This is a genomic window from Lacibacter luteus (assembly GCF_004118265.1).
Taxonomy (GTDB): Bacteria; Bacteroidota; Bacteroidia; order Chitinophagales; family Chitinophagaceae; genus Lacibacter; species Lacibacter luteus.
Window position 1 is genome coordinate 699,620 of record NZ_SDHW01000002.1, and the last position, 26,515, is coordinate 726,134.

The 26,515-nt window shown below is 40.5% G+C and carries 33 protein-coding genes; 9 read left to right on the forward strand and 24 right to left on the reverse strand.

Going from position 1 to position 26,515, the window contains the following annotated elements:
* Window positions 1-22 precede the first annotated feature (22 nt).
* From ESA94_RS10710 to ESA94_RS10760, 11 genes are all read right to left on the reverse strand, one after another.
* Window positions 23-1,708 (reverse strand): FAD-dependent oxidoreductase, encoded by a 1,686-nt coding sequence (locus ESA94_RS10710; protein WP_129130880.1) that lies wholly within the window; start codon window positions 1,706-1,708, stop codon window positions 23-25.
* 284 nt (window positions 1,709-1,992) lie between these two features.
* The gene (locus tag ESA94_RS10715) at window positions 1,993-2,397 is read right to left on the reverse strand and encodes a DsrE family protein (protein WP_129130881.1); all 405 of its coding nucleotides are present in this window, start codon (window positions 2,395-2,397) and stop codon (window positions 1,993-1,995) included.
* A 15-nt stretch (window positions 2,398-2,412) separates the two neighbouring features.
* Window positions 2,413-3,420, reverse strand: coding sequence for a c-type cytochrome (locus ESA94_RS10720; RefSeq protein ID WP_129130882.1), 1,008 nt, complete (start codon window positions 3,418-3,420; stop codon window positions 2,413-2,415).
* A 15-nt stretch (window positions 3,421-3,435) separates the two neighbouring features.
* A complete protein-coding gene (locus ESA94_RS10725; protein WP_129130883.1) occupies window positions 3,436-3,981 on the reverse strand; it encodes a YeeE/YedE family protein in 546 nt (181 codons plus the stop codon).
* 10 nt (window positions 3,982-3,991) lie between these two features.
* The gene (locus tag ESA94_RS10730; protein WP_129130884.1) at window positions 3,992-4,561 is read right to left on the reverse strand and encodes a YeeE/YedE family protein; all 570 of its coding nucleotides are present in this window, start codon (window positions 4,559-4,561) and stop codon (window positions 3,992-3,994) included.
* 95 nt (window positions 4,562-4,656) lie between these two features.
* Complete coding sequence (locus ESA94_RS10735) at window positions 4,657-4,872, reverse strand: hypothetical protein (protein WP_129130885.1); 216 nt, start codon at window positions 4,870-4,872, stop codon at window positions 4,657-4,659.
* 3 nt (window positions 4,873-4,875) lie between these two features.
* Window positions 4,876-5,079: a DUF2892 domain-containing protein gene (locus ESA94_RS10740; protein WP_129130886.1), complete on the reverse strand. Its 204-nt coding sequence runs from the start codon at window positions 5,077-5,079 to the stop codon at window positions 4,876-4,878.
* Between the two features lie 3 nt (window positions 5,080-5,082).
* Window positions 5,083-5,388, reverse strand: a complete 306-nt coding sequence (locus ESA94_RS10745) for a rhodanese-like domain-containing protein (RefSeq protein ID WP_129130887.1) — start codon at window positions 5,386-5,388, stop codon at window positions 5,083-5,085.
* Between the two features lie 76 nt (window positions 5,389-5,464).
* The gene (locus tag ESA94_RS10750; RefSeq protein ID WP_129130888.1) at window positions 5,465-6,886 is read right to left on the reverse strand and encodes an MBL fold metallo-hydrolase; all 1,422 of its coding nucleotides are present in this window, start codon (window positions 6,884-6,886) and stop codon (window positions 5,465-5,467) included.
* Between the two features lie 210 nt (window positions 6,887-7,096).
* Window positions 7,097-7,894, reverse strand: coding sequence for a sulfite exporter TauE/SafE family protein (locus tag ESA94_RS10755; protein WP_129130889.1), 798 nt, complete (start codon window positions 7,892-7,894; stop codon window positions 7,097-7,099).
* Window positions 7,895-7,953: 59 nt separating this feature from the next.
* The gene (locus tag ESA94_RS10760) at window positions 7,954-8,601 is read right to left on the reverse strand and encodes a Crp/Fnr family transcriptional regulator (protein ID WP_129130890.1); all 648 of its coding nucleotides are present in this window, start codon (window positions 8,599-8,601) and stop codon (window positions 7,954-7,956) included.
* Between the two features lie 64 nt (window positions 8,602-8,665).
* Between ESA94_RS10760 and ESA94_RS10765 the strand changes: the two genes are divergently transcribed.
* On the forward strand, window positions 8,666-9,268 hold the full coding sequence (locus ESA94_RS10765) for a ribonuclease HII (RefSeq protein ID WP_129130891.1): 603 nt from the start codon (window positions 8,666-8,668) through the stop codon (window positions 9,266-9,268).
* A 16-nt stretch (window positions 9,269-9,284) separates the two neighbouring features.
* Complete coding sequence (locus ESA94_RS10770) at window positions 9,285-9,680, forward strand: hypothetical protein (protein WP_129130892.1); 396 nt, start codon at window positions 9,285-9,287, stop codon at window positions 9,678-9,680.
* Between the two features lie 9 nt (window positions 9,681-9,689).
* Here ESA94_RS10770 and ESA94_RS10775 read toward each other — a convergent pair whose 3' ends face one another.
* Entirely contained in the window at window positions 9,690-10,298 is a 609-nt protein-coding gene (locus tag ESA94_RS10775) for an L-threonylcarbamoyladenylate synthase (RefSeq protein WP_129130893.1), read from the reverse strand.
* 95 nt (window positions 10,299-10,393) lie between these two features.
* Here ESA94_RS10775 and ESA94_RS10780 point away from each other — a divergent pair, with 95 nt between their 5' ends.
* A complete protein-coding gene (locus ESA94_RS10780) occupies window positions 10,394-11,266 on the forward strand; it encodes a cupin-like domain-containing protein (RefSeq protein WP_129130894.1) in 873 nt (290 codons plus the stop codon).
* A gap of 336 nt (window positions 11,267-11,602) precedes the next feature.
* Here the strand turns inward: ESA94_RS10780 and ESA94_RS10785 are convergent, their stop codons facing one another.
* The 9 genes from ESA94_RS10785 to ESA94_RS10825 all read right to left on the reverse strand — a co-directional run bounded on the left by ESA94_RS10785 (window position 11,603) and on the right by ESA94_RS10825 (window position 19,815).
* Entirely contained in the window at window positions 11,603-12,973 is a 1,371-nt protein-coding gene (locus ESA94_RS10785; RefSeq protein ID WP_129130895.1) for a Gfo/Idh/MocA family protein, read from the reverse strand.
* Between the two features lie 24 nt (window positions 12,974-12,997).
* A complete protein-coding gene (locus tag ESA94_RS10790) occupies window positions 12,998-14,011 on the reverse strand; it encodes an alpha/beta hydrolase (RefSeq protein ID WP_129130896.1) in 1,014 nt (337 codons plus the stop codon).
* 82 nt (window positions 14,012-14,093) lie between these two features.
* Window positions 14,094-14,423, reverse strand: coding sequence for a hypothetical protein (locus ESA94_RS10795; RefSeq protein ID WP_129130897.1), 330 nt, complete (start codon window positions 14,421-14,423; stop codon window positions 14,094-14,096).
* Window positions 14,416-14,619: a hypothetical protein gene (locus ESA94_RS10800; RefSeq protein WP_129130898.1), complete on the reverse strand. Its 204-nt coding sequence runs from the start codon at window positions 14,617-14,619 to the stop codon at window positions 14,416-14,418. Before ESA94_RS10800 ends, ESA94_RS10795 begins: the two co-directional genes overlap by 8 nt.
* 9 nt (window positions 14,620-14,628) lie before the next feature.
* On the reverse strand, window positions 14,629-15,393 hold the full coding sequence (locus ESA94_RS10805) for a TIGR02757 family protein (protein WP_129130899.1): 765 nt from the start codon (window positions 15,391-15,393) through the stop codon (window positions 14,629-14,631).
* Complete coding sequence (locus ESA94_RS10810) at window positions 15,393-16,532, reverse strand: cystathionine gamma-synthase (protein ID WP_129130900.1); 1,140 nt, start codon at window positions 16,530-16,532, stop codon at window positions 15,393-15,395. Before ESA94_RS10810 ends, ESA94_RS10805 begins: the two co-directional genes overlap by 1 nt.
* 84 nt (window positions 16,533-16,616) lie before the next feature.
* A complete protein-coding gene (gene asnB / locus ESA94_RS10815; protein ID WP_129130901.1) occupies window positions 16,617-18,458 on the reverse strand; it encodes an asparagine synthase (glutamine-hydrolyzing) in 1,842 nt (613 codons plus the stop codon).
* Between the two features lie 125 nt (window positions 18,459-18,583).
* Complete coding sequence (locus ESA94_RS10820; protein ID WP_129130902.1) at window positions 18,584-19,120, reverse strand: hypothetical protein; 537 nt, start codon at window positions 19,118-19,120, stop codon at window positions 18,584-18,586.
* A gap of 122 nt (window positions 19,121-19,242) precedes the next feature.
* Entirely contained in the window at window positions 19,243-19,815 is a 573-nt protein-coding gene (locus tag ESA94_RS10825) for a DUF2911 domain-containing protein (protein WP_164972706.1), read from the reverse strand.
* A gap of 221 nt (window positions 19,816-20,036) precedes the next feature.
* On the opposite strand from ESA94_RS10825, the gene ESA94_RS10830 reads away from it, so the two are divergent.
* Window positions 20,037-21,347: an acetyl-CoA hydrolase/transferase family protein gene (locus tag ESA94_RS10830; protein ID WP_129130903.1), complete on the forward strand. Its 1,311-nt coding sequence runs from the start codon at window positions 20,037-20,039 to the stop codon at window positions 21,345-21,347.
* Here ESA94_RS10830 and ESA94_RS10835 read toward each other — a convergent pair.
* Window positions 21,310-21,918, reverse strand: a complete 609-nt coding sequence (locus ESA94_RS10835) for an acyl carrier protein phosphodiesterase (protein WP_129130904.1) — start codon at window positions 21,916-21,918, stop codon at window positions 21,310-21,312. The two genes, ESA94_RS10830 and ESA94_RS10835, sit on opposite strands and share 38 nt — an antisense overlap.
* Window positions 21,919-21,994: 76 nt before the next feature.
* Here ESA94_RS10835 and ESA94_RS10840 point away from each other — a divergent pair, with 76 nt between their 5' ends.
* The 5 genes from ESA94_RS10840 (at window position 21,995) to ESA94_RS10860 (ending at window position 25,253) form a co-directional block, all read left to right on the forward strand.
* Window positions 21,995-22,378: a Spy/CpxP family protein refolding chaperone gene (locus ESA94_RS10840; RefSeq protein WP_129130905.1), complete on the forward strand. Its 384-nt coding sequence runs from the start codon at window positions 21,995-21,997 to the stop codon at window positions 22,376-22,378.
* 248 nt (window positions 22,379-22,626) lie between these two features.
* The gene (locus ESA94_RS10845) at window positions 22,627-23,526 is read left to right on the forward strand and encodes a T9SS type A sorting domain-containing protein (RefSeq protein WP_164972707.1); all 900 of its coding nucleotides are present in this window, start codon (window positions 22,627-22,629) and stop codon (window positions 23,524-23,526) included.
* A 1-nt stretch (window position 23,527) separates the two neighbouring features.
* Entirely contained in the window at window positions 23,528-24,085 is a 558-nt protein-coding gene (locus ESA94_RS10850) for a twin-arginine translocation signal domain-containing protein (RefSeq protein WP_129130907.1), read from the forward strand.
* Window positions 24,086-24,136: 51 nt separating this feature from the next.
* Window positions 24,137-24,661 (forward strand): phage tail protein, encoded by a 525-nt coding sequence (locus ESA94_RS10855; protein ID WP_129130908.1) that lies wholly within the window; start codon window positions 24,137-24,139, stop codon window positions 24,659-24,661.
* Window positions 24,662-24,671: 10 nt separating this feature from the next.
* A complete protein-coding gene (locus tag ESA94_RS10860; protein ID WP_129130909.1) occupies window positions 24,672-25,253 on the forward strand; it encodes a leucine-rich repeat domain-containing protein in 582 nt (193 codons plus the stop codon).
* Between the two features lie 14 nt (window positions 25,254-25,267).
* Here ESA94_RS10860 and ESA94_RS10865 read toward each other — a convergent pair whose 3' ends face one another.
* Window positions 25,268-25,762 (reverse strand): hypothetical protein, encoded by a 495-nt coding sequence (locus tag ESA94_RS10865; protein ID WP_205755954.1) that lies wholly within the window; start codon window positions 25,760-25,762, stop codon window positions 25,268-25,270.
* On the reverse strand, window positions 25,759-26,424 hold the full coding sequence (locus ESA94_RS10870) for an aspartyl/asparaginyl beta-hydroxylase domain-containing protein (RefSeq protein ID WP_129130910.1): 666 nt from the start codon (window positions 26,422-26,424) through the stop codon (window positions 25,759-25,761). Before ESA94_RS10870 ends, ESA94_RS10865 begins: the two co-directional genes overlap by 4 nt.
* Window positions 26,425-26,515: the final 91 nt, after the last annotated feature.

Genomic DNA, 26,515 nt, shown 5'->3' on the forward strand with positions numbered 1-26,515 from the left:
TAGGCGAGGAAAACATTCGCATCTATACTAAAATGGGGTTGGCTTTGTTGAGTAAACACTTTTCGGTTGTGCAGGTTTTCCATAAATAATAACCACCGGAAAGGTTGGCAACTGCTTCGTATCCGTTTTGGCGCAGAATACGTTGCGCCAGGTAACCACGCAAGCCTGCTTCGCAATAGATATAAAGCTTTTTATCTTTTGGAATTTCATCCAGTCGCTCTCTCAACTCATCAACCGGAATATTGATAGCATCATCAATGCTACCTGCTTCAAATTCATCTTTACGGCGAACATCGATAAGCAGATCGCCGGATTGCAGTTGCTCCAGTTCATTCCAGTAAAATACACGTAAACGATCGAGTAGAATATTTTCTGCAACAAAGCCGGCCATGTTTACAGGATCTTTTGCAGATGAATAGGGAGGTGCATACGCATGTTCAAACTCAATAAGATCATAAACCGTTTTTCCTTGTTTGATGTAGGAAGCAAAAACATCGAGTCGTTTATCTACACCATCATAACCTGCAATTTGTGCACTTAACAGTTTACCCTCTTTCGGCGTAAATGCAAGTTGAATGGTCATTTGTTTTGCACCGGGATAATAACCTGCATGTGATGCATTATGTGTGGTGGAAACAATATGCTCAATTCCGGCAGCTTTTAAATGTTTTGATGCAGTGCCGGTTGTACCCACCGTCATGTCGAACACTTTTACAATAGCTGTATTAATGGAACCTTTGTACGAGCGAACATTACCAAGGGCCACATTGTCTGCACAAATACGGCCTTGTTTATTCGCTGGTCCCGCCAGGTAAGTGATCATTGATTGATGCGTGATGGGATTTTCAAATTCAATGGCATCACCAACAGCGTAAATATCCTGATCGGAGGTTTGTAAAAATTCATTTACCTGTATACCTTTTGCCGGGCCGAGTTGTAAACCGACCATTGCTGCCAGCCTTGTATCGGGTCGCACACCAATGGAAAGTATCACCACATCAGCAAATAACACTTCGCCATTGTTCAATGCCACTTCAATATGCTCCTGTGTTTTTGTAAAACCGGTAACGGCCGTATTTAAACGAAGTTTTACTTTTTTTGAACGGATATGTTGTTGTACAAATGCAGCAACAGGATAATCAACCGGCGCCATTACCTGATTGATCATTTCTATAACGGTTACATCCAAACCCAGCGCATGAAAATTTTCTGCCATCTCCAGGCCAATAAAACCTGCACCGATAACAACGGCTTTGCTTACATGCTTTTGCTGCACATAAGCTTTAATATAATCGGTGTCGTTTACATTACGCAATGTAAAAATGCCTTCGCTGTTTATACCCGGTAATGGCGGACGAACAGGTTCTGCACCGGGAGAAAGAATCAGTTTGTCATATGTTTCTTCGTATACTTCTTGGGTCGTTTGTTTGTGTGCTGTAATTTTTTTTGCAGAAGGATTGATGGCAATTACTTCGGTTGAGATGCGTACATCAATATTAAAACGTTTGTTGAAGGCGGCAGCAGTTTGTACAAATAATTTATTCCGGTCTTTAATAATATCGCCGATATAATAAGGCAAACCACAATTGGCATAAGAAATATATTCTCCTTTTTCGAAAATGATGATCTCTGCCTGTTCATCCAGTCTTCTTAATCGTGCTGCTGTACTGGCGCCACCTGCAACTGCTCCAACAATAATGTACTTCATGTTTTTTTGCGATTTTTTTATCACTTCAAAAATAGAGGAAGCGGTAGCTGCAGTTGGTGATTCTGATCATACAAAACACTGTTATTGGAAAGCTTGTGGTATGTACTAAAATTCACACGGGGTAAGGCTTTCAGTATTTTTTGTTTGTGACAAAAAATGAAGATTATTGAAACATTTTTTTAATCCGCAACTTGGATTGTAATAAAACGGAGTAAAACACATAACAACTTTTAACCCGTAGAAGCGGGTTAACAATAAAAGGAATACAAAGTATTTATGAAAGACTATTCAGCTTTAATATAACTCCAGCCTTCACGCTGTTTGCCTGCAATTTCTAAAATAGAAACCGGCACTATAACCGCTTCAGGAATTACACGGTCTTTACTGATGTTGCGGCTTTTCAGCGAGTTGTTGCACACTGCAATTACAACACCTCTTTTATGCGCCTGTAAAATCTGTTCTTTAAAATATCCTGTGTCTTTTAAAACAGCAAAGATGGCAAGGCTATGAAACACTACTTCTATTTTTGTATCGGGTGCGGCAGTAAGTACATTATTGATTTGCCGAAACAGGATACGTTGATGAACCGTATCGCCTGAAGCAATTTCCCAAACAATTTTTTCCTGTGCTTTTAATTGCGATGCGCCTGCGAGTAAAAATGAAACAAACAACAGTCTTAATCCTTTCATGGTTTTCTTTTCAATTTAGTGCTTACCGGTGGGTTTATGATTTTTGTTTTGCTCTTTGTAGGTTTTAATTGCTGCAAACGGCCCGTATTTATGCTGCTCTTCTGTAAACGGATCGGCATAGGGCCCAAACGGATGATCAATTGGTTTCTTTGAAATATCGGGCCAGTCGCTTTTTAAATCTTTTGCTGGCCTTGGTTGCGAGTTTACAAATGCGGCTACATCCCATGCTTCTTCTGCACTTAACTGCGGTGCATGATAGTCGGCGCCAAACGGCATATTGTTTTTTACATAACCTGCAAAGCGTGATAAGCGAAACAAACCTGCGCCAACATTATAACTGTTGTTACCCCATAATGGTGGATAGGTATATGCATTACCATCAACATGCAGTTGTCCTTCGCCGTTAGTACCATGACAGGTTTGGCATTTCTGTACGTACACTTCTTTCCCTTTTTGCGGATTGGCAGCACGATTGAGATAAGGCAGATCAACAATACCCGAGCCTTTTGGTTTTTCGCCACGCTTTACATCTTCGCCCAACCATTTTATATAAGCGTAGATAGCCTGCATTTCTTTACTGCCTGTATCAAGTGCTCTGCCGTTAAGACTGCGTTCAATACAATCGTTCACCCGTTTGTAAATGGTTTCTATACCTCCCGAACGATCTCTGAATTTTGGATAAGTTGAATATACGGCACCATAGTTATTACCCCAGGGTCTTGTGCCGGCATCTAAATGACAGTTCTGGCAGTTCATACCATTACTTATCTGTAATACAGAACCCTTTGGTCCGAGGTATTTTGATGTGTTTGCTATTAACTCACGACCGTACCAGATAAGTTCACCGTCTTTACGGGAGTAATAAGGTATTTGATTTACAGAAGCACCTACCCACATCGATTGCTGCATACTTGAATCTGAGGCAATATTTTTTTCATCGCCCTGCGACGAACAACCTGTTTGTGTTGCAGCAATCAATGCAACCAGCAAAATAAATAGCAGTATAATGTTTCGGCTGTTCATATAACCATTAACTGATTAATGAGGTAAACGTTCTCTTATTTTACCATAAACCCATGTGCCTGCAATAGCACTAAGCAAAGTTACAATTACTGCAGTTGCACCGCTACCTATTTGTGCAAATAACGGACCCGGACAAGCACCTGTAATAGCCCAGCCTAAACCAAACAGCAGTCCGCCATAGATTTGCCCTTTATTGAATTTCTTATCTACAAATTCGATTGGCTCGCCGTAAATGGTTTTTATTTTGAATTTTTTAATGATGAGTACCGAAATAAGGCCAACCACTACTGCCGAACCAATTACACCGTACATGTGAAAACTTTGCAGGCGAAACATTTCCTGTATGCGGAACCAGGAAATGATCTCGGCTTTTACAAACACAATTCCAAACAGCAAGCCAACAGCTGCATATTTTAAATTATACCACCACGGGTGTTTTAATTCCGATTCGTTAAAGCAAACAGAATCGAGTGAGCGCATTTCGAAATCGGTATTCTGCTCAAGGAATTTGTGATGCTTTTTTTCAAGTTCAACTTCCTGCACTATTTCTTTTGATTCCATTTGTTTGCAATTAAAGGTTTAAGAGAAAAGGTAAAAGAAGATTGGCCATAATAAAACCACCAACCATAAACGAAATGGTTGCTACAAGCGAAGGCACTTGCAGGTTCGATAATCCCATAATGGCATGACCACTTGTACAACCACCTGCATAACGTGTTCCAAAGCCAACAAGGAAACCGCCACCAACCATCAGCAGTAATCCTTTTACAGAAAACAAACTTTCCCAATTAAATAATTGAATGGGCACCAGTTTGCTGTAATCATCAATACCGTATTGCGATAACTCTGCTGCAAGCTTTGGGTTTACCTGCATTGGTTCAGGGTTTTGCAATAACCAGAACGCAAGAAAACCGCCCACTGCAATGCCTGCAACAAAAAACAGGTTCCATGCTTCCTTTTTCCAATCATATTTAAAGAAAGGAATGTTGGCAGGTATACAGGCTGCACAAATATGACGCAGCGAAGAAGAGATGCCGAATGTTTTGTTACCAATAAGCAAAAGCGTAGGCACAATTAATCCGATTAACGGACCTGCAACGTACCAGGGCCATGGTTGTTTTATAAACTCAATGAAACTCATGAGAGATTGGTTTTTGTGATTGCCGGAATAACAAATAATTTACAGATTGCAGGTATCTTCAAAAAAAGGAGAGCAACAGGCGATTCCTGTTTTAATCAGGAATGTTCTTCTGTTGTTTTTTTACCATTGGGTTGAAACATGCTGTTTACAATTGTACCCATTACTGCAAAATAAACAATACTGCGTACGGGGCTCGATGTAATTAAACAGGTTCCGTTACAACCAAAATATTTCCAGTAAAAGTAACCGCCGATTGCACCAATTGCTGCACCCGGCAAATACCAAACAGATTTTTTAAGAAACGTTTTCATTGTTTACCGATGCATTTTTTGTTGCTGAACAGGAATGTTGCAGGAACTGTCCATACAACCAATATTAAGAAATGCCTGTACCAATAATACCGCACCAATTACCCACAACAAAGGAGTTGGCGATGCGATGCCTTGCACAATTGCTACAACACCCATTAGCAAACGCAGTAAGCGCATGCCTGTCCATTGTTTAAAGTAGCTGCGCATTGCTTATATTTTTTGTTGTAAACTCATCCAGGAACCACCGTTATGAGCTTCAATGCCGGCGCCTTTTAAAACAGAAGCGGCAGAGCTGCTGCGCATACCACTTGCACAGCAGGTAATAACAGGCTTACCTTTTTTCTTTAGATCAGTAATGTGCTGACGGATACTGTCAACAGGAATATTCACCGACCCTTTGATGTGCCCACCTCTATATTCACCGGGTGTGCGTACATCAACAATCAACGCCCCGCTGCTGAGTAAAGCTTTGTAATCGGTTGCGGGGCCAAACAGATTTTTTAGTATTGATAACATTGTCTCTTAATTTTTTAAATCTACAAATAACAGGAGGAGAACAAGCCTCCCCCTGTTCCTTAACCATCACCACTGTTTATAAAAGAATTGAAGGACAAACGTAATCGGTAATGTTGAAGTTGCCGTTTTCTTTTAGTGCTTTAAAACCGCCACGTACATCAATAAGGTTATCGTATCCACGTGCACGAAGAATAGAGGCAAAGATCATTGAACGGTAACCGCCGGCACAATGCACATAAGTTGGTTTGTTTTTATCAACCTTGAGCATACTGTCGTTAATAAAATCGAGCGGTGCATTTTCCACACCGTTCAGGTGTTCGCTTACATACTCACTGTTTTTGCGTACATCAAGTATGCTTATGTGCTGATCTTTGTTTTGCAGATCGGCCAGTTCATTAACCGATACACGTTTAATTTCATCTACTTCTTTACCTGCAGCTTTCCATGCATTAAAGCCGCCTTTCAGATAACCGAGTGAATAATCGTAACCAACACGTGCCAGTCTTGTTACCACTTCTTCTTCACGACCTTCGTCTGTTACCAACAAAATTTCCTGTTTTACATCGGGTATCATTGCACCAACCCATGGAGCAAAACTTCCATCAATACCAATGTTGATGGAGTTGGGTACAAAACCTTTGCTGAAAGTTTCTGCATCTCTTGTATCAAGAATAAGTGCACCTGTTTCGTTGGCTGCAGTTTCAAATGCTTCCGGACTTAAAGCTTGTGTACCACGTTTCAATACTTCTTCAATACTGTCGTAACCATGAATGTTCATCATTACATTTAATGGAAAGTATTGAGGAGGCGCCACCAAGCCTGTAGTAACTTCTTTAACAAACTCTTCTTTGGTCATGTTTTCACGCAAAGCATAGTTGCTTGCTTTTTGATGACCAAGTGTATCGGAAGTTTCTTTGCTCATGTTTTTACCGCAGGCACTGCCGGCACCATGTGCAGGGTATACAATGATCTCATCTGCCAATGGCATGATCTTGTTACGCAATGAATCGAACAGGTGACCTGCTAATTTATCCTGTGTAAGATCGGCCACAACTTTCTGTGCCAGATCGGGGCGGCCAACATCACCAATGAACAAGGTATCGCCTGTAAAGATGGCAATGTCTTTTCCGTTTTCATCTTTTAACAGGTAGCAGGTACTTTCCATTGTGTGGCCGGGTGTATGTAACACTTTAAATGTAAGCTTACCTACTTTCAACTCTTCGCCATCCTGTGCTGCATAAAACTCGAAGTCGGGTTTTGCATTTGGCCCGTACACAATTTTTGCACCTGTTTCTTTTGCAAGATCAATATGGCCGCTTACAAAATCGGCGTGGAAATGTGTTTCAAAAACATATTTGATTTTTGCATTACTGCGTTCTGCTTTTTCAACATAAGGTCTTACCTCACGCAAGGGATCAATTACTACAGCCTCACCATCGCTTTCGATGTAGTAAGCACCTTGTGCCAAACAGCCTGTATAGATCTGCTCAATTTTCATGTGTATATTTTTTGTTGTTTTTTTGCCACATGTTATTCGCCCAAAAATGATCATCGCTATTGGTATAAATCAGCTCAATCATTTTTATGGCTTATTTCATGTGTATATTTTTTTGCTTTTTTACTATTTGATTGAATGATACAAATTTGAATTTTCTTTTAACTCCGGAGTATGACTTTTGTCACAGAAGAGCAGGAACAATAAAGAGTGCTATTTAATAAATAGTTCTTTCACAATTATGTAAATGCCCATTACCAATACAAACCAACCGAACCATTTTTTGAGTTTATCGCCCGATACTTTTTTGCTGAGAGCACTTCCTATAAAAATGCCTGTAATAGCTAATGCCGTAACAAGGAATAATAATTGCCAATCGATAACCTGATGACCGATATCGCCAAGAAAACCAATTAAAGATTTTGCTGCAATTATAAGCAGCGATGTACCTACGGCCTGTTTCATTGGGAGCTTGCTCAGTAATACCAAAGCCGGAATAATGAGGAAACCGCCGCCGGCACCAACTAAACCCGTTAAGATGCCTACCACTGTTCCTTCAAGGAGTATAAAGGGGTAGTTAAACTTCTGCTTACCGTTGTTGCCGTTACCATCTTCTGTTTTGCCTTTGATCATGGAGTACGATGCAAACACCATCAACACTGCAAAAAGCAGCATTGTTAAAATCGGTTTATTGATAACGATGTTACCGATCGAAAATAATTCCTGCGGTATAGCAGGAACAATAAATTTCCTTGTAGCATATACCGCTGCAATAGCCGGTATACCAAAAATTACAGCTGTTTTAGTATTTACAAGTCCTTGTTTGTATTTGGGAAATGCACCAACAAGCGAAGTAGAACCAACAATAAATAAAGAATAAGCAGTTGCCAGCACAGGCTCCACGCCAAGGAGGTAAACAAGTACGGGTACAGTTAAAATAGAACCGCCGCCACCAATTAGTCCTAACGATATACCAATAATAACAGATGCGAGATAGCCGATTATTTCCATGCTGCAAATGTGCTGTGCTTTTTCGCAGCCAACAGTGATTCAGATCACATAGCTGAGAATTACAGATTTTTTAATTCAATGATATTGCGGTTGAGCTTTACCATATCTTTCTGCTCCATTTTTTTCAAAAGTCTTGAAATTACCTCACGTGAAGTGTTAAGTTCGTTAGCAATTTCCTGGTGACTGATGTTGAGCATTGTTGTTTGCTGTGCTTCTTTAGCACGCTTCAGGTAAAACTCCAAACGCTCATCCATGCTGCGGAAAGCAACATTATCAAGTGTAGCCAATAATTCATCAAAGCGTGTGCGGTAGGTTTCTATAACAAATTGGTACCAGCTTTTAAATTTACTCATCCATTCGCTCATAATATCTACCGGCACCATCATTACATCTGTTTCGGATACCGTTTTTGCCATAATGGGGCTGGCTTCGTGTTTGGCTGCACATACAAGCGACAATGCACAGGCTTCGCCGGGTTTTAAATAGTACATCAGAAATTCATTGCCATCTTCATCTTCCCGGTATATTTTAATTAAACCGCTTAACACCAACATTGTGCTGCGGATGTACTGGCCTCTTCGCATCAATACTTCGTTTGCGGGAAAGGTTTTAAATGCTCCTTGCTCTTCAATTTCGCTTACCAGGTTCTCTTCAAATAAAGGATAACTTTTGCGTAGTAAATCGTCCTGTACCTGCTGTATTGCCATATGCAAATGTTGAAATTTTATTTGGATTGAAAAAACAAAGACATCCTAACTTACTTTTGAAGTTATGGCATTGTTATCGTTCTATCAGGAAGAATTGCTGGAGGCAGGTTGCGATGAGGCAGGCAGAGGATGCTATGCAGGTCCGGTGTTTGCTGCTGCGGTTATATTGCCGAAAGATTTTCATCATCCATTACTCAACGACAGTAAACAGGTAAACGAAGAAAACCGCAATGCATTACGATTGATTGTTGAACAGCAGGCAATAACCTTTGCTGTTGCAAAAGTTGAAGTGGAAGAAATTGATCAAATCAATATCCTGAAAGCATCGTTTAAAGCAATGCATTTAGCCATTGATCAGTTAAAAAAGAAACCACAATTGTTGTTGATAGATGGTAACCGTTTTATCAAGTACAAACGCACTGCACATAAAACATTTATAAAAGGCGATGGGAGGTTTGCTTCAATTGCAGCTGCAAGTATTTTGGCAAAAACCTATCGTGATGAATACATGCTGCAGCTGCACCAACAGTTTCCGCATTATAACTGGCAAAAGAACAAAGGCTATGGTACAGCTCAACACCGTAAAGCAATTGAAGTGTATGGTTTATGCGAACATCACCGGAGATCGTTTAATATTGATCCGTTGAAAATGCAGGAGTTATTTTGACGAAACAATTTTAGTTATGGGAGTGGTAATTCTTTTTTATTTAGCAGGAGCTTTTGCTGCTTTCGGAAGAATTTCACATAAGTTGGTGTATCTGGTAATGGATAAGGAAATCAGAATGATTACACTTTTCTTTGGAACGCTGATATTTCTAAGCTCTTATTTTTTCGTTTTTGCCTTTTATATGTTTCAGAAGGAAGCATATGCGTTTGGGTCTTTTTTTCTATTTCCTTTCATTCAGGTGTATTGCCCTGTGGCGTTAGTATTTATTTTAAATCTTTCAAAAAGTCATTTGATAAAAGAAGCAGCAAAGGTTTTGTCAGTAAGTGTTGTTTTATCGTTTGTAAGCTATTTAATTTTTTACAGGTATACATTGTCGCTGCCTGCAACATTGGGAATACAAATTACTCACTAAAAATCCGGCTTAACCAACCCACTCGCCCAGTCCTTGTCGTATCACTACCGGTTCATCATCGGTACAATCAACAATTGTAGAAGGAATCATACCGCCAATACCACCATCAACAACAAGATCTACCAGCTTATGAAAGTTATCATGCATCAGTTCGGGATCGGTGTATTCCTCAACCATTTCACCGGGTAATGATGCACTGAGGATGGGATGCCCCAGCTCCCGGATAATTGTTCTTGCAATTTCGTTATCGGGTACACGTAAGCCTATCGTATCTTTTTTGCTTTTAAGAATTTTCGGTACTTCTTTACTCGCCGGTAAGATAAATGTATAAGGTCCGGGCAGGTATTGCTTCAGCATCCGATAAACCGGTGTGGAAATTTGTTTGGTATAAGTACTAAGGTCGCTTAAGTCGTGACAGATAAATGATAACTGTGCTTTTTGCGGATCAACATTTTTTATACGGCAGATGCGTTCAATTGCTTTGTGCTGAAAAATATCGCAACCTAAACCGTAAATAGTATCTGTAGGATAAATAATGATGCCCCCTTTTTGCAGATGTTCAACAATGGTTTTGATCTGCCTTGCCTGCGGGTTTTCCGGATGTACATGCAACAACATACTTAAAGTTACAAACGAATTTTATGATTGGGCAGAGAGTTTATCTCCGTTTGTTCATTTATATTTGATTACGTGTTCCAAACCGCCTGATTGTTATGCAACTGAAACCTGTCGACACATTTGAAACCATAAGCCCCGATCAGTTTCGAAAAGATTATTACCTGCCCGGTAAACCGGTTATCATTAAATCACTTGCACACCAGTGGTCGGCATTTACAAAATGGAACTGGAGTTATTTAAAACAGGCAGCAGGTCATCATAAAGTGGGACTTTATAATAATGTAAAAAGCGATGCCTATACACCCATTAATACAGCCGATGATTACAAAACCTTTGGAGAATATATTGATATGATCTCACAAGGGCCTGCAGGTTGGCGTATTTTCCTCTTTAATATTTTCGATCATTCGCCCGAGCTTACCAAAGATTTTACCTGGCCAGAAGAATACATGAAAGGCTTTGTAAAAAAATATCCGATGCTGTTTGTAGGTGGGGCAACATCGATTACCCATATGCATTTTGATATTGATCTGTCGCATATCCTGCATACGCAGTTTATTGGCCGTAAGCGGGTGTTGCTTTTTCCTTACGAAGAGCAGCATAAACTCTACCGCAAACCATTTGAAGTGTTAAGCCTGGCCGATTTCAGTAACTATCATCTTAACAATGGTAAGCCCGATTACAATGCATTTCCTGCATTAAAAAAGGCAAACGGGTATGAAGTGATCCTTGAACATGGCGATACCTTGTTTATGCCTGCGGGTTACTGGCACCATATGGAATACCTGGATAGCGGCTTTGCTATGAGCCTTCGTGCATTGCAGGAGGGAGTAGGCCCCAAGCTCCATGGCGTATGGAACCTTTTTGGCATGCGAGGTATTGATACTTTGTTGAAGAAAACGGCCCCGCAATGGTGGTATGCTTATAAAAAGAAGAAGGCTTTTTCGGCGGCGGATAAACAATTATGAAGTTGAAACTGTTAGTAAAATCACGCTTGCAAAAATCAAAAGACTGCTCTATATTTACTTTATCCATCTGCTACCCAGTTAAGCTAACCTGATTCCAATTCCCTTGTAGAGCGCCCCATTTCCACCATATCCCTCTGATGAACGTTTAGTCCTTAGCCTTCGTTTCTTATCTGTCCATCCATACGAACTGTTCGGCAGTAATGCCTAACCATAACTCTTTCTGAACATAAAAGAACTATTTTTTTTGTGGTTTCAGAGGTAAGCAAAAGGGCCCACGATTTCTATCGGGGCCCAACCTTTTTATAGTTAACCTGTCAGGTTATAAATCAGGATCACTTACAATTTTATTTCCACCACTTTCTTTTCTTTCCTGCTTTTTTCTGCAGCAAAACCCATGAGGTGACTTTCAATAGATGCATCGATGGTTGATGTAAGTAAAGAAGGATCGTTTTTCGAAACCGCCTGCAGCCAGTTTGCAACAAGTCGCCAATCGCCACCTCCGTGCATATCTGTTGCGTTCTTCCATTCTGTTTTTTTACCGGTAAGAAAATCGGTGTGTGTAAAACTGTACATATCGCCCACAACATCGCCCAATGTTCCCATTACTCTCGTTCTTCTTCCTTCGTACGATGTAAATGCTTCCATACTAAAGCTGGCCGTAACACCATCGTTAAACAACATGTTGGTGGTGTAATGATCGGGCTGATCGTTTTCCATCCGGTACACACAACGACCATAATTCGTTGTCTTCAGTTTGTTCATGATATGTTCTGCATGTTTTTCCTTATCGTCGGGCATATCAAAAACATATGTTCTCTTTCGCTCACGATAGTATTGTTTTAATGCTGAGTAAGGACAGGTTGCTTCTACCTTGCAACCATCCGTACAACGTGCAGTACTTCCTTCTGGTGCATTTTCTTTTTTAAACCAGCTAACATCGCCTAATGCATGAATGCTTTTACTTTCTTTACCGATCATCCAACGCAGTATATCCAGATCGTGACAGCTTTTAGCAAGAATAATAGGCGTTGTTTCTTTACTGTTGTGCCAGTTGCCACGCACATACGAATGACTCATATGTGTGTGCTCAATTGGTTCGAGGTGTTGCAGACTCACTACTTTACCCAATACTCCACTCTGCATAATTTTCCGCAGCTCTTCAAAGTAAGGTGCATAGCGAAGTACATGGCAAACCGCAACGATCTTTCCTGTTTTTTTTGCCAACGCTAAAATATCTCTGCATTCTTTTTCGCTGGGCGATATTGGTTTTTCCAGCAACACATGGTAACCCATTTCCAAAGCTTTCATACAGGGACCATAGTGTAAATTATCCGGAGTTGTTATCAATACAGCATCGGCAAACTTCGGACGTTTAAAAATATCTTCCCATGTATTGAAACGGTTCTCTTCTTTAATGTCGTGCTTCTTTGCATAACGTTCATTACGGATTGCAATTGGTTCGGCCACACCCACAATATCCATTTGTGCCGGGTATTGCACCGCATAGTTACCATATACATTTCCTCTTGCGCCTGCACCACATGTAACAACAGTAATGGGTTTATCGGGGCGGAAACTGTTTTCAAAATCGGGAAGAATAATTTTTTCTCCCTTATCGTTTGTTGCCCACGATGAAAGCGGCAGTACTGAACCGCCAATGGAAATACCTAATGCCTTTAACGCATCTCTGCGTGATAATGAACTCATGATGCTCTGTTTTACGATTGATAATTATTTATTGCTTATCGGAAGTTTTAATACTTCCATCATAAATTTTGTTACTTCTGTTTCAACCCCCTGGTAGTCGTTCGATTTAATGTAGCCACCTATTACATGATCGCCGGTGTTGGGCATAGCTACCTTTCGTTTCTGTTCAGCAACCGTGCCAAGCTTATCAAACATCTGCAGCATAGCACCCACTTTTACCACACTATCCTGGTGCACTTCATCTTTATAATAATACAGCAGTAGTGTCGGCTGCTTTACGTTACTGAAGGTTTCATCTGTCATAGCCGTTTCTAAATACTCCTGCAGATTCACAACAGCTTCCAAACGATATTTTGAATACCAGTATGCTTTGTAAATATCCCGTTGATCTTTTGTGATATGGTAATCAGATTTTTTTACAAGTCTGGCAATCTGCAAGCCCCATGGATTATTCGCCAGCCATGCATTCGGATCGTTGATGGCAATATTGGGCGATAACAATACAAGTGCATACACATCGGGAAAGCTTGCAGCCAGTTGCAATGCATTGCTGCCTCCGGTTGATGTGCCCATTACAATTACTTTGTTGCCGAGCTGTTTGCCAATGGCATAAGCCTGCTTTACACTCTCCCAATAGTTTTCTGCTGTAAGATTTTGCATGGCTTCTGTTGTATCAATACCATGTTCGGCAAGGCGGGCTAAATATAAATTGCAGCCGAATTTTTTAGCAATGGCTTTGTGTACAGGCGCACCTTCTTCCTGCGAAGCAGAAAAACCATGCAGGTACACAATTGCATACGCTGTTTTTTGTTTGGTTGAATCGTTATGCCAAACAATGCGGGCTTCGTTCTGTGGTTTGATCTTGTGCTGAGCTTCGTTCGCTGCAATATAATTTTCCAAGGCTGTTGCTTGGGCAGGAACAACGGGCAACGTATTTGTGTAAACAGGTGTTGATGGGTTAGGTCCAAGAAAATAAATAACGGAAAGCACAAGCAAAAGAATGGCAAACCATTTCAACAATCGTTTTAAGAATTGCATACGTTTTGTTTGAGGTGACTCTTAAAATTAATGGTTTCCTGTTTACCAAACGTTAAGAAGACAAACGGTTGTGCAAATGTGTTTACCAGCGCTCTGCACTATCATCATCTGCAGTGTTTGATTTATGTTCGGCTCTTGATTTTATTTTTTGCAATTGCCTGTCGATGATGAGGCGGGCAAGAAGTTGTGCAGCGTTTTCGCCCTGTTGCTGTTGCAGCAACTGTTTCATTTTAGCTTCGTTTACATCAATACGGTAGAGGTAGTAAACAAGTTTTTCAAAATCGGTGTTGATGAGTTGATTGATGTGCTGGGTGAGTTGCTCTTCCAGTTCTGTCATTGATAACTTTTCCGGCAACTCCAGCGAAAGCTCAATGTTAAGTTGTGGAATAATATTGTTATCGTAATTACTCACCGTCTTTCTTTTTATTGAACAGCAGAAACAGAATGGTTAATACAAATGCAAGTATGGCACTTTTTGCAGTAACCGATGTAAACGTAGTTTCGGGTTTGTGTGCTATCCATTTAAGAAATGCGTAGTTAATGAGCAACACAATCAAAAAATTTACAACCAGCAGTATAAGAAAAGGAATGATTTTATCCGGCTTCATATGACAGACCTAACGTTTTGTTTCCATAACACCGGTGCCGAACAATGCAAAGTCATACTTCACCGGATCTTGCTTATCTAAGATACGCAGATTAGCGGTTAGTTCAAGAGCAGCTTCCCAATCGTCCTGCTTTCGGTGAAGTAACCCGTACTGCCGGGCAATGCGGCTTACATGTACATCGAGCGGACAAATAAGTTCTGCTGCTGAAATGTTTTGCCAGATGCCGAAATCAACAGCTTTGTTATCGTTGCGTACCATCCAGCGCAAATACATATTCAACCGCTTGCAACTTGATTTCTGTTTGGGCGAAGAGATATGTTTCTCTGTTCGTTTTAAATGTTCGAACGAAAAGAAATAATTTTTGAAATGATTAAGGCCTTCTTCCACCGTCATTCCTTTGCGTGGAAAGAAAGCTGTTTCCAACGATTCATGTTTGCTGTAATGCTGATGAAAGAATTCAACGAAATAATAAAGATCATCGGCAGTAAAAGTTCTGTGCTTAAATCCTGCTAATCTTTTTAATCTATGAGAATTATGGTTCAGGCAGAATTGATGCGGCTGCATCTCCATCAGCAGCATCAACTCTTTGCTTTTGTTGATGATGGTGGTGCGGTTGCCCCATGCAAAAATGGCGGCAAAGAAACCGGCTATTTCAATATCCTGTTTTTGTGTAAACAGGTGAGGAATGCAAATGGGATCGTCTTTAATGAACGAAGGTTGATTGTAGAAATCAACCTTCTGGTTCAAAAGCTTTTTTAATTCTTGTTTTTTCATTACCCAATCGCTTTCGCCAAATCTTCAATCAAATCATCTGCATCTTCAATGCCAACACTTAAGCGGATGAGCGAATCACTCAATCCATCTTTTAAACGTTTCTCTCTGGGAATACTTGCATGCGTCATGCTTGCCGGATGATTGATGAGGCTTTCTACCCCACCCAAACTTTCGGCTAATGAAAACAATTTGGTTGATGATAATACACGTTTTGCTTCATCAAGACTATCGTCTTTTAATTCAAAACTGATCATACCTCCAAACCCACGCATCTGTTCTTTTGCAACAGCATATCCCGGATGATCGGTAAAACCCGGCCAATACACTTTACCCACTTTCGGATTTGCTTTTAACCAGTATGCAATTTTTTCACCATTGGCACAATGCGCTTTCATACGCACTGCTAATGTTTTAATACCACGCAGCACAAGGAAACAATCCATTGGCCCGGGTACAGCACCACAGCTTTTCTGGATGAAGTATAATTTTTCACGCAGCTCGGCATCATTCATTACCAAACATCCCTGGATTACATCGCTGTGTCCGCTTAGGTATTTTGTTGCTGAATGCATCACAATGTCAGCACCAAGATCCAACGGGTTTTGTAAGTATGGCGAAGCAAATGTGTTATCAACACACAACAAAGCACCTGCTTCTTTTGCAATAGCAGCAATAGCTTTGATGTCGGTAATGTTCATCAATGGGTTTGTTGGCGTTTCAAGCCAGATGAGTTTGGTTTTTGCGGTTACCGCTGCTTTTACATTTGCAGCATCTGTTGTATCAACATATATAAATTTGAAACCGAATTTTTCAAACACTTTCATAAACAAACGATAGGTGCCGCCATACATATCACTTGCTGCAATTACTTCGTCGCCGGGGTTTAATAATTTAATCACGGCATCGGTTGCTGCCACACCACTGCCAAACACTAAACCAAATTTTCCGTTTTCAATTACGGCAACAGCTTCTTCCAAAGCAAAGCGTGTTGGATTCTGACTTCTTGCATATTCATAACCTTTGTTTACGCCAGGTGCTTCCTGAACGTAAGTACTGGTTTGATAAATAGGTGTCATAATTGCACCTGTAGAAGGATCGGGATGTGCTCCCGCATGGATCATTTTTGTATCGAGTTTCATATGTATCGTTTTTGATCGTCTGACGATTAGGTTTTTTGATCATCCGTCAGACGCAGGCGTCGGACGGATTGCAAAGATGGTAAATTACAACAGATGTGCCGCACAGAAATAACGCCAGTCGTCATTATTAACAGCATGTGCAGGTTGTGCATTCACCGGTTGCTGAAGGATGCTTTTCCGGAGGATATTTTCTTTCACCAGTTTTTGCCGGCTTTGGTTCAGCAACTCAGCAAAAGCCGGCGACTGCATCCATTGCTGTTGCGGTGGTTCGTAACCAACTTTATCGGTACGGTAAACAATAGCAGCAGGCAAATGTTCTTTTATACATTGCCGGAGGATGTTTTTTGTAAAACCGTTGTTGATCTTGTAATGCGAAGGCAACGAAAAAATAAACTGCACCAATTCGTGTGATAAGAAAGGCAAACGAACTTCCACGCCATGTGCCATGCTGTTGCGATCGGCATAGCGAAGCAGCTCTTCGAGTCCAACCAGCATTGTGTTATAATACAACAGATCGTTGAGCTTGCTTACAGCCGGTTTGTAAATACTTTTTTTATTAAAATGTTCTTTGCGGTAGTGATTGCTGATGAACTTGTGATTGAGTACAGCTTTGTTGGCTTTGTTTTCCAGTTGTACCGCTGTAAACTCAGGAAAGCGTGCAGCCAGTTTATTCTTCCAACTCCAGTCAACTGAAATATGATGATCAGTAAATGCCTTCAACTCACGATTCACGACTGACGACTCACGACTTTTCTCCTGCAAAAACCAATGAATGTATTTGTGATAACCTGCAAGCGTTTCATCAGCACCCTGCCCGTCGAGTATTACTTTAATATTGTTTTGCTTGGCCAGTTCGTACACTTTGTATTGGGCATAAATGCTGCTCGATTGAAATGGTTCTTCCTGTTGAAAGATGAGGTTTTCAATATCGTTGGACAATGTGTCTGCAGTGGGGGTAACAAAATGCTGTTGCAGTTGAAATTTGTCTGCTACCTGTTTGGCATAAGCTGTTTCATCTTTTTCAAAACCGGGGAAAGATGCGGTGAAAGTTTGTAGTTTATGGTTTCTGGTTTGAAGTTGGTTGATCATTGCAACAATTGAAGAACTGTCTAATCCACCACTCAACGAAGTGCCCACCTCCACATCACTCCGTAATCTTCTTTTTACTGATGTGTTCAGCAAATGCAGCAATTGCTCTGCTGCATCTGCTTCGCTTATCGATAAAGTGGTTTCTTTATCAAGATCGAAATACTGCACAATTTCATTTGTACCGTTTTGTAAACTTAACTGCAGATAATGAGCTTGCGGAAGATTGCTGATGTTTTGATAAAATGTTTGCGACAGATCGGCCGGATTTTTTACCCAGCCCAATGCAATATAATTCAGCAGCATACTGTGATCAACCGAACGGGTAATACCTGCGGCCCACAATGCTTTCATTTCACTTGCAAAAACAAACTGCTCACCATCAAAGCTGTAATAAAAAGGTTTTTCGCCAAAACGGTCACGTGCTGCAAACAGGTTTTGTTCCTGTTCGTCCCATATTGCAAAAGCAAACATGCCATCAAACTGTTGCAGGCATTGCTCCTTCCAGCAATCGTAAGCAGCAAGCAGTACTTCGGTATCGGTTTGTGTACGAAAGCTGTAACCTTTTTGCTGCAATGTTTCTCTCAGCTCAATATAATTATACAGTTCGCCATTATAAGTAATGCTGTAGCGGTTAAGGTAGTGCATAGGTTGTTTGCCCGCATCGCTCAAATCAATAATAGCTAAACGCCTGTGACCGAAACCAACATTGTTCGATGCATTGATCCAAAAGCCTTCACCATCAGGACCACGATGTGCAAGCGCATCGGTCATTTGTTGTAACCGTTGTGTTGAAATTTGATTCGGATTTCTTGAAATGATGCCTGCTATACCACACATAACTGTAAAAGTCGAATATTCATGGCATACAAACCAAAAAGAAAACCGGTTGTCTGTTCACCCGAAGGGTGACTGTACAACGTTGTTGTTAGCGATTAAAAAAAATAGTTGATCAGTTGTTGATTTTATAATTCGTCAGACGAGGTCGTCAGATGAAACGCCCCTCTTTCAATAAAGCGGTTGATGGGTTTTAAGAAGAACAGCAGCAGGCCAAGTGTTAGTAGTAGTCCTCCATTTATTAAAAACTCAGTTATTGAGTTTGAAAACAATCGGCCTGGATAATAAAACAGATGTTTCGTGTAACTCCAAACAGGAACTCTAAGTAAAAGAAGTAGTAAGAAAAGCGAGAAGATTACATTAAGCCAAAACCAACGTTGCTTAACGGAAAGAATAATTGAAAGAAAAAGAGCAGTTAACCATCCAATTGCACCAGATAATGTCTGCCAAATTAAAAACAACGATAAGTCTTCAACCGTAACTTCCTGTTCTTCTAATAATTTTTTTGTGCTATTACCTGATGCTTTGAAAGTGCTGATTATTTCCAGGTTAAACAAATAATACAGCGTTTCAAACGCATGCATAAAAAACCAAAAAGCAAGCGCATGAATTACTACCTGTCTCCAATTAAGTCTTGCCAAAAAATCTTTTACAGAAAAAGCCATGCGCAAGAATAACAAAAAAAAGCCCTGCATTTCTGCAGAGCTTCCTTGCTATTACTTAGGTTGATTAAAATTTAGTACACTTCGTACTTCTAAATTCGTACCTCGTACTTTCTATATCGTACTTACCAGCTAATCGGCATTTTCACCATCACATCATCCCAATCCATTACCAGGTTAATACTTTTATCGGTTACTTTTTCAAACACCATTGTAAACGATTCGGTAATATCCGGGGTTTTAATAACCGGGCAATCAATACGCACTACATCTTTACTTGCATCATATTTAAAAGCGCCCCACACATCGGTATCCTTATTTATAATAACGGTCCATTTTGTTCCGCTTTCAAGTGCATACATTGTGTAGCGCCCTTTTTTTACAACCTTACCACCAATCTTTACATCACGGTAAAATTCAATTTCGGTGGCTTCGTTGGCACCAAGCCTCCATACTTTTCCATCTTCCACCAACTCGCCAAATACTTTACGTCCGCTTTTCGAAGGGCGACTGTAAATAACCCTTGCAATTAACGGCTCGGCAGGTTTGTTGGGTTGTATACGGAGTACCGGGTAGTTTACCGGATAATACGACATATCCATAGGTGATTTGTCTAACGGAGGAAGCTTTGATCCGTTTTGCGCACTTACTGCCATCGCCATGCATACAAAAGCCAGTAATAATAGTGTACTTCTCATTTTGTTATTCTCTTTTTTAATAAACAATGTAACAAGTTGGGTTTTGTAACCCCAAAAATCAACTGCTGCTGCAACCTTATGACTTAATTAAATACAGAAAAGTTGTTTTGCAGGTTGCAAATTTAAATAAACGAACCCTGTCTGTAATCACCATTTATCCTGTTTGTTGACAGTTTCGGCCGGACTGCCGTATTTTATTTTTACATCCTAATACGTTTGTTATGTACAGGCATATCCATTATCAGTCAATAGAACAGGCGCTTTCAGTAATAAAAAGCGGCCAGCGATTGTTTGTACAAGGTAGCGCTCAAACCCCGCTTTATTTGTTAAGGCAACTTGCAAAACAGTCGCACAGGTTGGAAAATGTTGAACTTGTTTTTATTACAGTTCACGGCGATATTACAGTTGACCGTCCCGAGTACGAAGGTATTTTCAATATTAACTGCATGTTTGTAAGTAATAGTGTGCGCCAGGCTGTAAACGAGGGAAGGGCCGATTTTATTCCTGTGTTCCTCAGCGATATTCCCGATCTGTTCAAAAAAGGATATATACCCATTGATGTGGCATTGGTGCATGTATCGCCACCCGATAAACATGGTTATTGTTCAATGGGTGTAAGTGTAGACATTGCGCATTGTGCTGTTAATACAGCCAAATATATTATTGCACAGGTAAACCCCAATGTGCCCCGTACACATGGCGACAGTTTGATCCATACCGATCGGTTTACATCGATGGTTTATTGCGAAGAACCATTGCCCGAAGTGGATTATGGTTCGAAAGTAAAAGAAGATGAACTGAAAATTGGCCGGTATATAGCCGGTATGATCGATGATGGAAGTACCCTGCAAATGGGTATTGGTACCATTCCTGATGCAGTGCTGCGATCACTGCACGATCATAAAAACCTCGGTGTACATACTGAAATGCTGAGCGATGGTATTATTGATCTTGTAGAACGGGATGTGATCAACAACGTCAACAAAAAAATTCACCCGCATAAAACGGTAACAGGTTTTGCAGTTGGTACCCGCAAGCTGTACGATTATGTAGATGATAATCCTGCGTTTGCTTTCCTTGATATTGACTATGTAAACAATCCGCATGTTATTGGGCGTAACCCAAAAGTTGTTGCCATTAACAGTGCAATTGAAGTAGATATTACCGGACAGGTTTGTGCTGATAGTATTGGCACAACACAGTACAGCGGTATTGGCGGACAGATGGATTTTATGCGTGGCGCTGCATTAAGCGAAGGCGGTAAACCTGTTATAGCCTTAACATCCCGTACAGCCAAAGGCGTAAACCGTATAGTACCTTTTTTAAAACAAGGAGCAGGTGTGGTTACAACACGTGGACATATTCATTATGTGGTTACTGAATTTGGCATTGCATCGTTGTATGGAAAAAATTTACGGCAGCGTGCAAAAGCTTTAATTGATATTGCCCACCCCGACGACAGAGAAATGCTTGAGCGAGCTTGTGTGGAACGCTTTAAACAGTTCCTTGTGTACGATTCTTATATTCATTGATCCAACCCTTAACGGCAGCCTGCAGCTCCGGGAAAAACCAATCATAGCAAATTTGCAAATCGTTGTAACGGTCTTCGAACAAAGCGAAGGCCGTTGCACTTTCTGTAAGGTAGGCAGATCGTCGTACTACACCATGTAAACTGTTTTCTATTCCCCACCTGTCCTTATAATGGTAGAGCCAGTTCTGTGTTTTCATATAGGGAAACATCCGTGCAAAACGCTCAGGAAAAACAGCAGTATATGGTTCCAGCAGTTGATAGGTTGTTGCAGCAAAATCTTCCAACGAGTTGTTGCTGAAAATGGCAGGGTCTGTTGCAAGGAAATGATCGTAAACCACATCAACAAATGCTCCTGCATACAAGCGGTAATGTGGCCGGAAGATCTCTTTGGCCTGTTTGGTAGCCGGGTGCTCATCGGTGTAGCTATCGATAAACCGGTGCAGTGAAATTCCTTCCTGTATACCGGGAGCATATTCCAGCTTTTGCTTTCCTTTCACAAAATCGCTGATCATATTGCCTACCAGTAATTCCGGCTGCTGAAAAGAAAGATAGGCGTGGGCTAGATAGTTCATTAAAAAATTTTTATGACAGGCGTAAGCTTTTTTAAGATCTGCCGTCAAACTTATTTCACACAAAAAAAATTCAACAATGAAAGTACTCCAATTTTTATTGCTTTTTATGTTCGTAGGAGCAATTGCAAAAGCACAACCGCCGGCTGATTCTACAAGAGGCAGAGGACCACGTGTAGACATGTTTAAGGATCTGAACTTAAGCAAAGATCAACAGGATAAAGTTAAAGCCATCCAGGACAAGCAACGTGAGGAAATGGAAACACTCCGTAACAGTTCGCTCAGTCGTGAAGAACAACGTACGAAGATGATGGACATCCGTAAAAAATACAACGAACAGATCGAAGCAATACTTACTCCCGAACAAAAGGAAAAGTATAAAGCAAAACAAAAAGAAATGCAGGAACAAATGCAGCGCCGGCAAGGTGGTGGAGGCCCCGGCGGGCAGGGAGGAAATAATTAAATAATACAGAACCGGCGAAAGCCGGTTTTTTTATTGCTGTATATAAAAGATCATTATTATGGTTGTGTAATCGAAAACATCAGTAATAACTATTTAAAACAACTTGTTTCTTTTTTGAATTTATATCGATAAACAAATTGTTTACAACAGGGAATGCAACAGGAAATTTACTGTGAATAAAAAAATAATATGACATGGTTGCATAAATGCTAAAAAAGTATAATCTTTCAAGTGCTAAAAACTTACCAATGAGAATTGCCTTAACTATTCTGCTAATCGCATTTCTGCAAAGCCCGTTGCTGGCACAAACAATTACCGTAGGAGGCCAATGTATGGCCAGTAATATTGTACTAAACAAAATAGCTGATGTAAATGGCCGGTCTGCTTACCAGGGAACCGGAACGGTTGATGGTATTGCCGGAGTAACTGTAAGCGTTTATTGGATGGGTGCACCCGACAATCTTTGGGTGTTGGATTTTGATGGCCAGCCGTTTTATTATGAAACCTGTAATACATCCGAACCTACAGGAACAGCTAATGGCTCTTGCCCTTGGAACGAAACATCGCCGGGAGCATGTATAGGAGCTGCTCCATTGTTTATTTCGGGTGTAGTTGCACTGCCTGTTGAGCTTGTTGGGTTCAGTGCTCAAAAAAATAATAGTAATGATGTTGATCTGAAATGGAAAACAGCAACTGAAAATAATAACAAAGGATTTGACGTGCAACACAGCACCGATGCTGTTAACTGGACCACCATTGCATTTGTAAATGGCAAAGGAAATGCCGCAACAGAAAGTAATTATTTGTTTACCGATAAAGAAGCTGTTGCCGGTAAAAATTATTACCGCTTGCTGCAGATCGATTTCGACGGCAATAAGAAATACTCTTCTATTGCTAATGTAGAGCTTCCATCGAAAGCATATTATGCAATTACCAATAATCCCGGCAAAGGCATTTATCAGGTAAGACTAACTTCTGCTGTAAAAGTTGAACTGTCTGTACTCGACCTGAGTGGCCGCAGACTTATCAATACAACAGTTGGTATGGGTGTGCAGGAAATCAACATCAGCAACTATCCTGCAGGAACCTATCTGCTTCAATTAAGAAGAGGTGATGAATTAATAACCGAAAAACTTGTTAAGCAATAATATGAATGTAAGTAATAACAGCAGGAGAAGTTTCTTAACAAATGCAGCAATCCTTACAGCGGGGCTTGCAATTGCTTCGCCTGTACAACTTTTTGCAAAACCTGTTTCATCCACAAACCTTAACGAAAGCTGGAAAACTTTCTGCAAAATGTATAATGCAGTGCGTTTACAGCAAACCGGAGATTTGAAAGACGAAGCTGTAAACCGCATTGCAAAAGGACATGTTGCTGTTGAGGGAGAGTATGTTCATTTTCAACAAGAACAATTAGTGGCCCGGCCTATATGGATCTATTGGGGCGAAAAGAAATCAACTCCCGATGATGTGATCGTAACTTTCTTTTCAACTAAATCAGCACCGGAAAAACTTTTCAGACTTAACCGTTACGAACTGGAAGGCCTGTTGCAGTTAGCTAAACAAAACAACCAGGTAAATCTTGTTTTGCTTTTGAAAGAAGACACAATAAACAGGCTGAAAAAAAACAATAAGCAATCGCAACTTATTGTAAAAGCAAAAGTGAACAACAACAAACGTGTAACAGTTGAAAGTTCGTTTGCGTAATTACAATCATTCAAAAAAAATAACAAACCATAACATCTAAACTTTTCCATTATGCCAGACATGCCTTTTCTTGCAGAAATATACATGGGCGGTATGAACTTTGCCCCACGTGGATATGCAACCTGTTCAGGTCAGATAGTTTCGATTGCTACAAATACAGCTTTGTTTTCATTATTAGGTACAACCTTTGGAGGTAACGGCACTACTACATTTGCCTTGCCCGATATGCGTGGAAGGGTGCCAATGGGTTGGGGCCAGGGGCCTGGTCTTACCAACAGAGACTTGGGAGAAGTGGGGGGCACTGAAACGGTAACGCTCATCTCTACACAAATTCCTGCACATACACATTCGCTTAATGCTGTTTCCGATGTGGGTGATGCTTCAACTCCTACAGGAAATTACCTTGCAAACAGCGGAGCATTAGATAAGGAATATAAAGCAACAGGTACAGTTGTTCAAATGAATACAGGTGCTGTTGGCTCTGCCGGAGGTAATCAGCCACACGAGAACATTCAGCCATACCTGGTATTAAATTTTTACATTGCAATGGAAGGTATCTTTCCAAGCCGTAACTAATATTCTATTAATGAGTAGTTCATTGCAGCATTGGTGGCGTCAGTTAGAACCTCAATGGCAACAAGCGTTTTCAATAACCGCATTTCAACATACAAACGAGCCAACTCCCGATGAGTTGGCTCAACTTTATGCAACTCCTGCATTACGTTTTGCCGGCCCATCGGCACCTTACCCGAATATGAATTTTGAGTTGACAAATCTTTCGGGTGTAGAAGCGTTGCAAAACCTGGAAACGCTGGTAGTAATATTTCAAAAGATTGAAACTGTTAAAGAGGTAAGCCGGTTAAAATCGTTAAAACATCTTTTTCTGTATAGTAACCAGGTTAATTCGCTTAATGGAATTGAAGCGCTTACTGCATTGGAAATGTTGTATGTGCAGGATAATCAAATCTCTTCCTTTCAACAGGTAGAGAAGCTGATCAATTTGAGAGAGCTTTACATAAATGGTAATAAAATTGAAAACCTGAATGGTTTAACTGAAGAGCATGCAGAGAAATTGCAGATGTTTTTTTGCAAGCCAAACGATCTGTTGAAACAAAAAGAAATGCTTCGGGTTGAAAGGGAGCTGGGTATCCGCTGCAGAAGTATATGAATTTACACAACGAATCAATCTCTCAGCCATTTATGCATAGCAGGGTAATCTTCTGCAGTATTGCCCGATTTGGTAACCGTCATACCGAGCCATTGTAAAACAGGAACACCAAAATACCGGCCTGCATCAAAATCTTCAATAATATTTTTGCCGCCGCCTTTGTAACCTTCTTCATGAAATACAAATGCAGGATCAACAGCAAGATGTTTGCAGGCTGCATAACTCCATGCAATAGCCATCATTTCTTCCGAAGCAGCATCTTTACGTTTGGCAATATCAGGGCCGGAAGTATTCATTCGTTCTGCCGATGGAATAACTGCAAGATGCCCTGCTTCATGAATAATATCGCCGGGGTGTAACAGCTTCTCTTTATCGATTAATATTTTTCCATTGCTGATGAAAATACCGGGAAGAAAGCAATCTTCTGAATTAAGCCGGCAAAACACAGTTTCTATGCCGATGCTGTTAATAAAATTGATGGATGTATGAAATAAATTGTCGTTGTTCATTCGGTTTCTTTTTCCATTTTATCGGCCAGCTCGAGTGCAGTAGTTGTATTAAGTAAACGCAGCTGGGCAATAATTTTTAATTTCTCTTCTTTCGATTGCTTTGGCTTCTGCCCTTCTTCAAAATCTTTTTTTAATACAGTGTTTGTTGTAAACTGTTTTTTTATCCAGTCGTTTACTTTGCAATCGAGCACAAGATGTATTCTGTCGCTGTTGCCAAAATTGTTGATGCGGTGTTTCAATGTAAGATTCAGGTACCAGCACTCACCCTCCTGCATCGGCACACGTTCATCGGCAAGAAAAAATTCAACTGCAGCATTTGTAACTACGGGAATATGCAGCCGTACTTCACCATCTTCAAAACGCATGTCATGATCGCTGTGTTCTTTAATAACAGCACCCGCATGCAGCTTCATTAAACGCACAGCCGTTTTTTCGCATTCAAAAAAAGCAAGAACAGAGCGGATGTAGTTGCATTGTTGCAGCAAAACAGTGTCTTTATAAGCCGGAATAGTTTCTGCAGCTGCTGAATGGATAGAAATAATATTGTCAATACTTCCGTTAATGGAGCGAAGCGGTAAAATGGTCCAGCTACCTTCGTAATGAGCCGTGTTGTAATGCGCTTTCCACAAACCACTTTCAAGCAATGCAACTTCTTGCTGCATTTTTTGCACATCGAACTGTTGGTTAAGCTGTAAATACTTTAGCAAAAGATGTAGTATTGGTTAACGCTGTAAATTAATCGTTTTCATTCGT

Coding starts and splice junctions, on each gene's coding strand:
- ESA94_RS10710 (WP_129130880.1), bottom strand. CDS start 1,708: ATGAAGTACATTATTGTTGGAGCAGTTGCAGGTGGCGCCAGTACAGCA.
- ESA94_RS10715 (WP_129130881.1), bottom strand. CDS start 2,397: ATGAAAGGATTAAGACTGTTGTTTGTTTCATTTTTACTCGCAGGCGCA.
- ESA94_RS10720 (WP_129130882.1), bottom strand. CDS start 3,420: ATGAACAGCCGAAACATTATACTGCTATTTATTTTGCTGGTTGCATTG.
- ESA94_RS10725 (WP_129130883.1), bottom strand. CDS start 3,981: ATGGAATCAAAAGAAATAGTGCAGGAAGTTGAACTTGAAAAAAAGCAT.
- ESA94_RS10730 (WP_129130884.1), bottom strand. CDS start 4,561: ATGAGTTTCATTGAGTTTATAAAACAACCATGGCCCTGGTACGTTGCA.
- ESA94_RS10735 (WP_129130885.1), bottom strand. CDS start 4,872: ATGAAAACGTTTCTTAAAAAATCTGTTTGGTATTTGCCGGGTGCAGCA.
- ESA94_RS10740 (WP_129130886.1), bottom strand. CDS start 5,079: ATGCGCAGCTACTTTAAACAATGGACAGGCATGCGCTTACTGCGTTTG.
- ESA94_RS10745 (WP_129130887.1), bottom strand. CDS start 5,388: ATGTTATCAATACTAAAAAATCTGTTTGGCCCCGCAACCGATTACAAA.
- ESA94_RS10750 (WP_129130888.1), bottom strand. CDS start 6,886: ATGAAAATTGAGCAGATCTATACAGGCTGTTTGGCACAAGGTGCTTAC.
- ESA94_RS10755 (WP_129130889.1), bottom strand. CDS start 7,894: ATGGAAATAATCGGCTATCTCGCATCTGTTATTATTGGTATATCGTTA.
- ESA94_RS10760 (WP_129130890.1), bottom strand. CDS start 8,601: ATGGCAATACAGCAGGTACAGGACGATTTACTACGCAAAAGTTATCCT.
- ESA94_RS10765 (WP_129130891.1), top strand. CDS start 8,666: ATGGCATTGTTATCGTTCTATCAGGAAGAATTGCTGGAGGCAGGTTGC.
- ESA94_RS10770 (WP_129130892.1), top strand. CDS start 9,285: ATGGGAGTGGTAATTCTTTTTTATTTAGCAGGAGCTTTTGCTGCTTTC.
- ESA94_RS10775 (WP_129130893.1), bottom strand. CDS start 10,298: ATGTTGTTGCATGTACATCCGGAAAACCCGCAGGCAAGGCAGATCAAA.
- ESA94_RS10780 (WP_129130894.1), top strand. CDS start 10,394: ATGCAACTGAAACCTGTCGACACATTTGAAACCATAAGCCCCGATCAG.
- ESA94_RS10785 (WP_129130895.1), bottom strand. CDS start 12,973: ATGAGTTCATTATCACGCAGAGATGCGTTAAAGGCATTAGGTATTTCC.
- ESA94_RS10790 (WP_129130896.1), bottom strand. CDS start 14,011: ATGCAATTCTTAAAACGATTGTTGAAATGGTTTGCCATTCTTTTGCTT.
- ESA94_RS10800 (WP_129130898.1), bottom strand. CDS start 14,619: ATGAAGCCGGATAAAATCATTCCTTTTCTTATACTGCTGGTTGTAAAT.
- ESA94_RS10805 (WP_129130899.1), bottom strand. CDS start 15,393: ATGAAAAAACAAGAATTAAAAAAGCTTTTGAACCAGAAGGTTGATTTC.
- ESA94_RS10810 (WP_129130900.1), bottom strand. CDS start 16,532: ATGAAACTCGATACAAAAATGATCCATGCGGGAGCACATCCCGATCCT.
- asnB (WP_129130901.1), bottom strand. CDS start 18,458: ATGTGTGGTATAGCAGGCATCATTTCAAGAAATCCGAATCAAATTTCA.
- ESA94_RS10820 (WP_129130902.1), bottom strand. CDS start 19,120: ATGGCTTTTTCTGTAAAAGATTTTTTGGCAAGACTTAATTGGAGACAG.
- ESA94_RS10825 (WP_164972706.1), bottom strand. CDS start 19,815: ATGAGAAGTACACTATTATTACTGGCTTTTGTATGCATGGCGATGGCA.
- ESA94_RS10830 (WP_129130903.1), top strand. CDS start 20,037: ATGTACAGGCATATCCATTATCAGTCAATAGAACAGGCGCTTTCAGTA.
- ESA94_RS10835 (WP_129130904.1), bottom strand. CDS start 21,918: ATGAACTATCTAGCCCACGCCTATCTTTCTTTTCAGCAGCCGGAATTA.
- ESA94_RS10840 (WP_129130905.1), top strand. CDS start 21,995: ATGAAAGTACTCCAATTTTTATTGCTTTTTATGTTCGTAGGAGCAATT.
- ESA94_RS10845 (WP_164972707.1), top strand. CDS start 22,627: ATGAGAATTGCCTTAACTATTCTGCTAATCGCATTTCTGCAAAGCCCG.
- ESA94_RS10850 (WP_129130907.1), top strand. CDS start 23,528: ATGAATGTAAGTAATAACAGCAGGAGAAGTTTCTTAACAAATGCAGCA.
- ESA94_RS10855 (WP_129130908.1), top strand. CDS start 24,137: ATGCCAGACATGCCTTTTCTTGCAGAAATATACATGGGCGGTATGAAC.
- ESA94_RS10860 (WP_129130909.1), top strand. CDS start 24,672: ATGAGTAGTTCATTGCAGCATTGGTGGCGTCAGTTAGAACCTCAATGG.
- ESA94_RS10865 (WP_205755954.1), bottom strand. CDS start 25,762: ATGAACAACGACAATTTATTTCATACATCCATCAATTTTATTAACAGC.
- ESA94_RS10870 (WP_129130910.1), bottom strand. CDS start 26,424: ATGCAGCAAGAAGTTGCATTGCTTGAAAGTGGTTTGTGGAAAGCGCAT.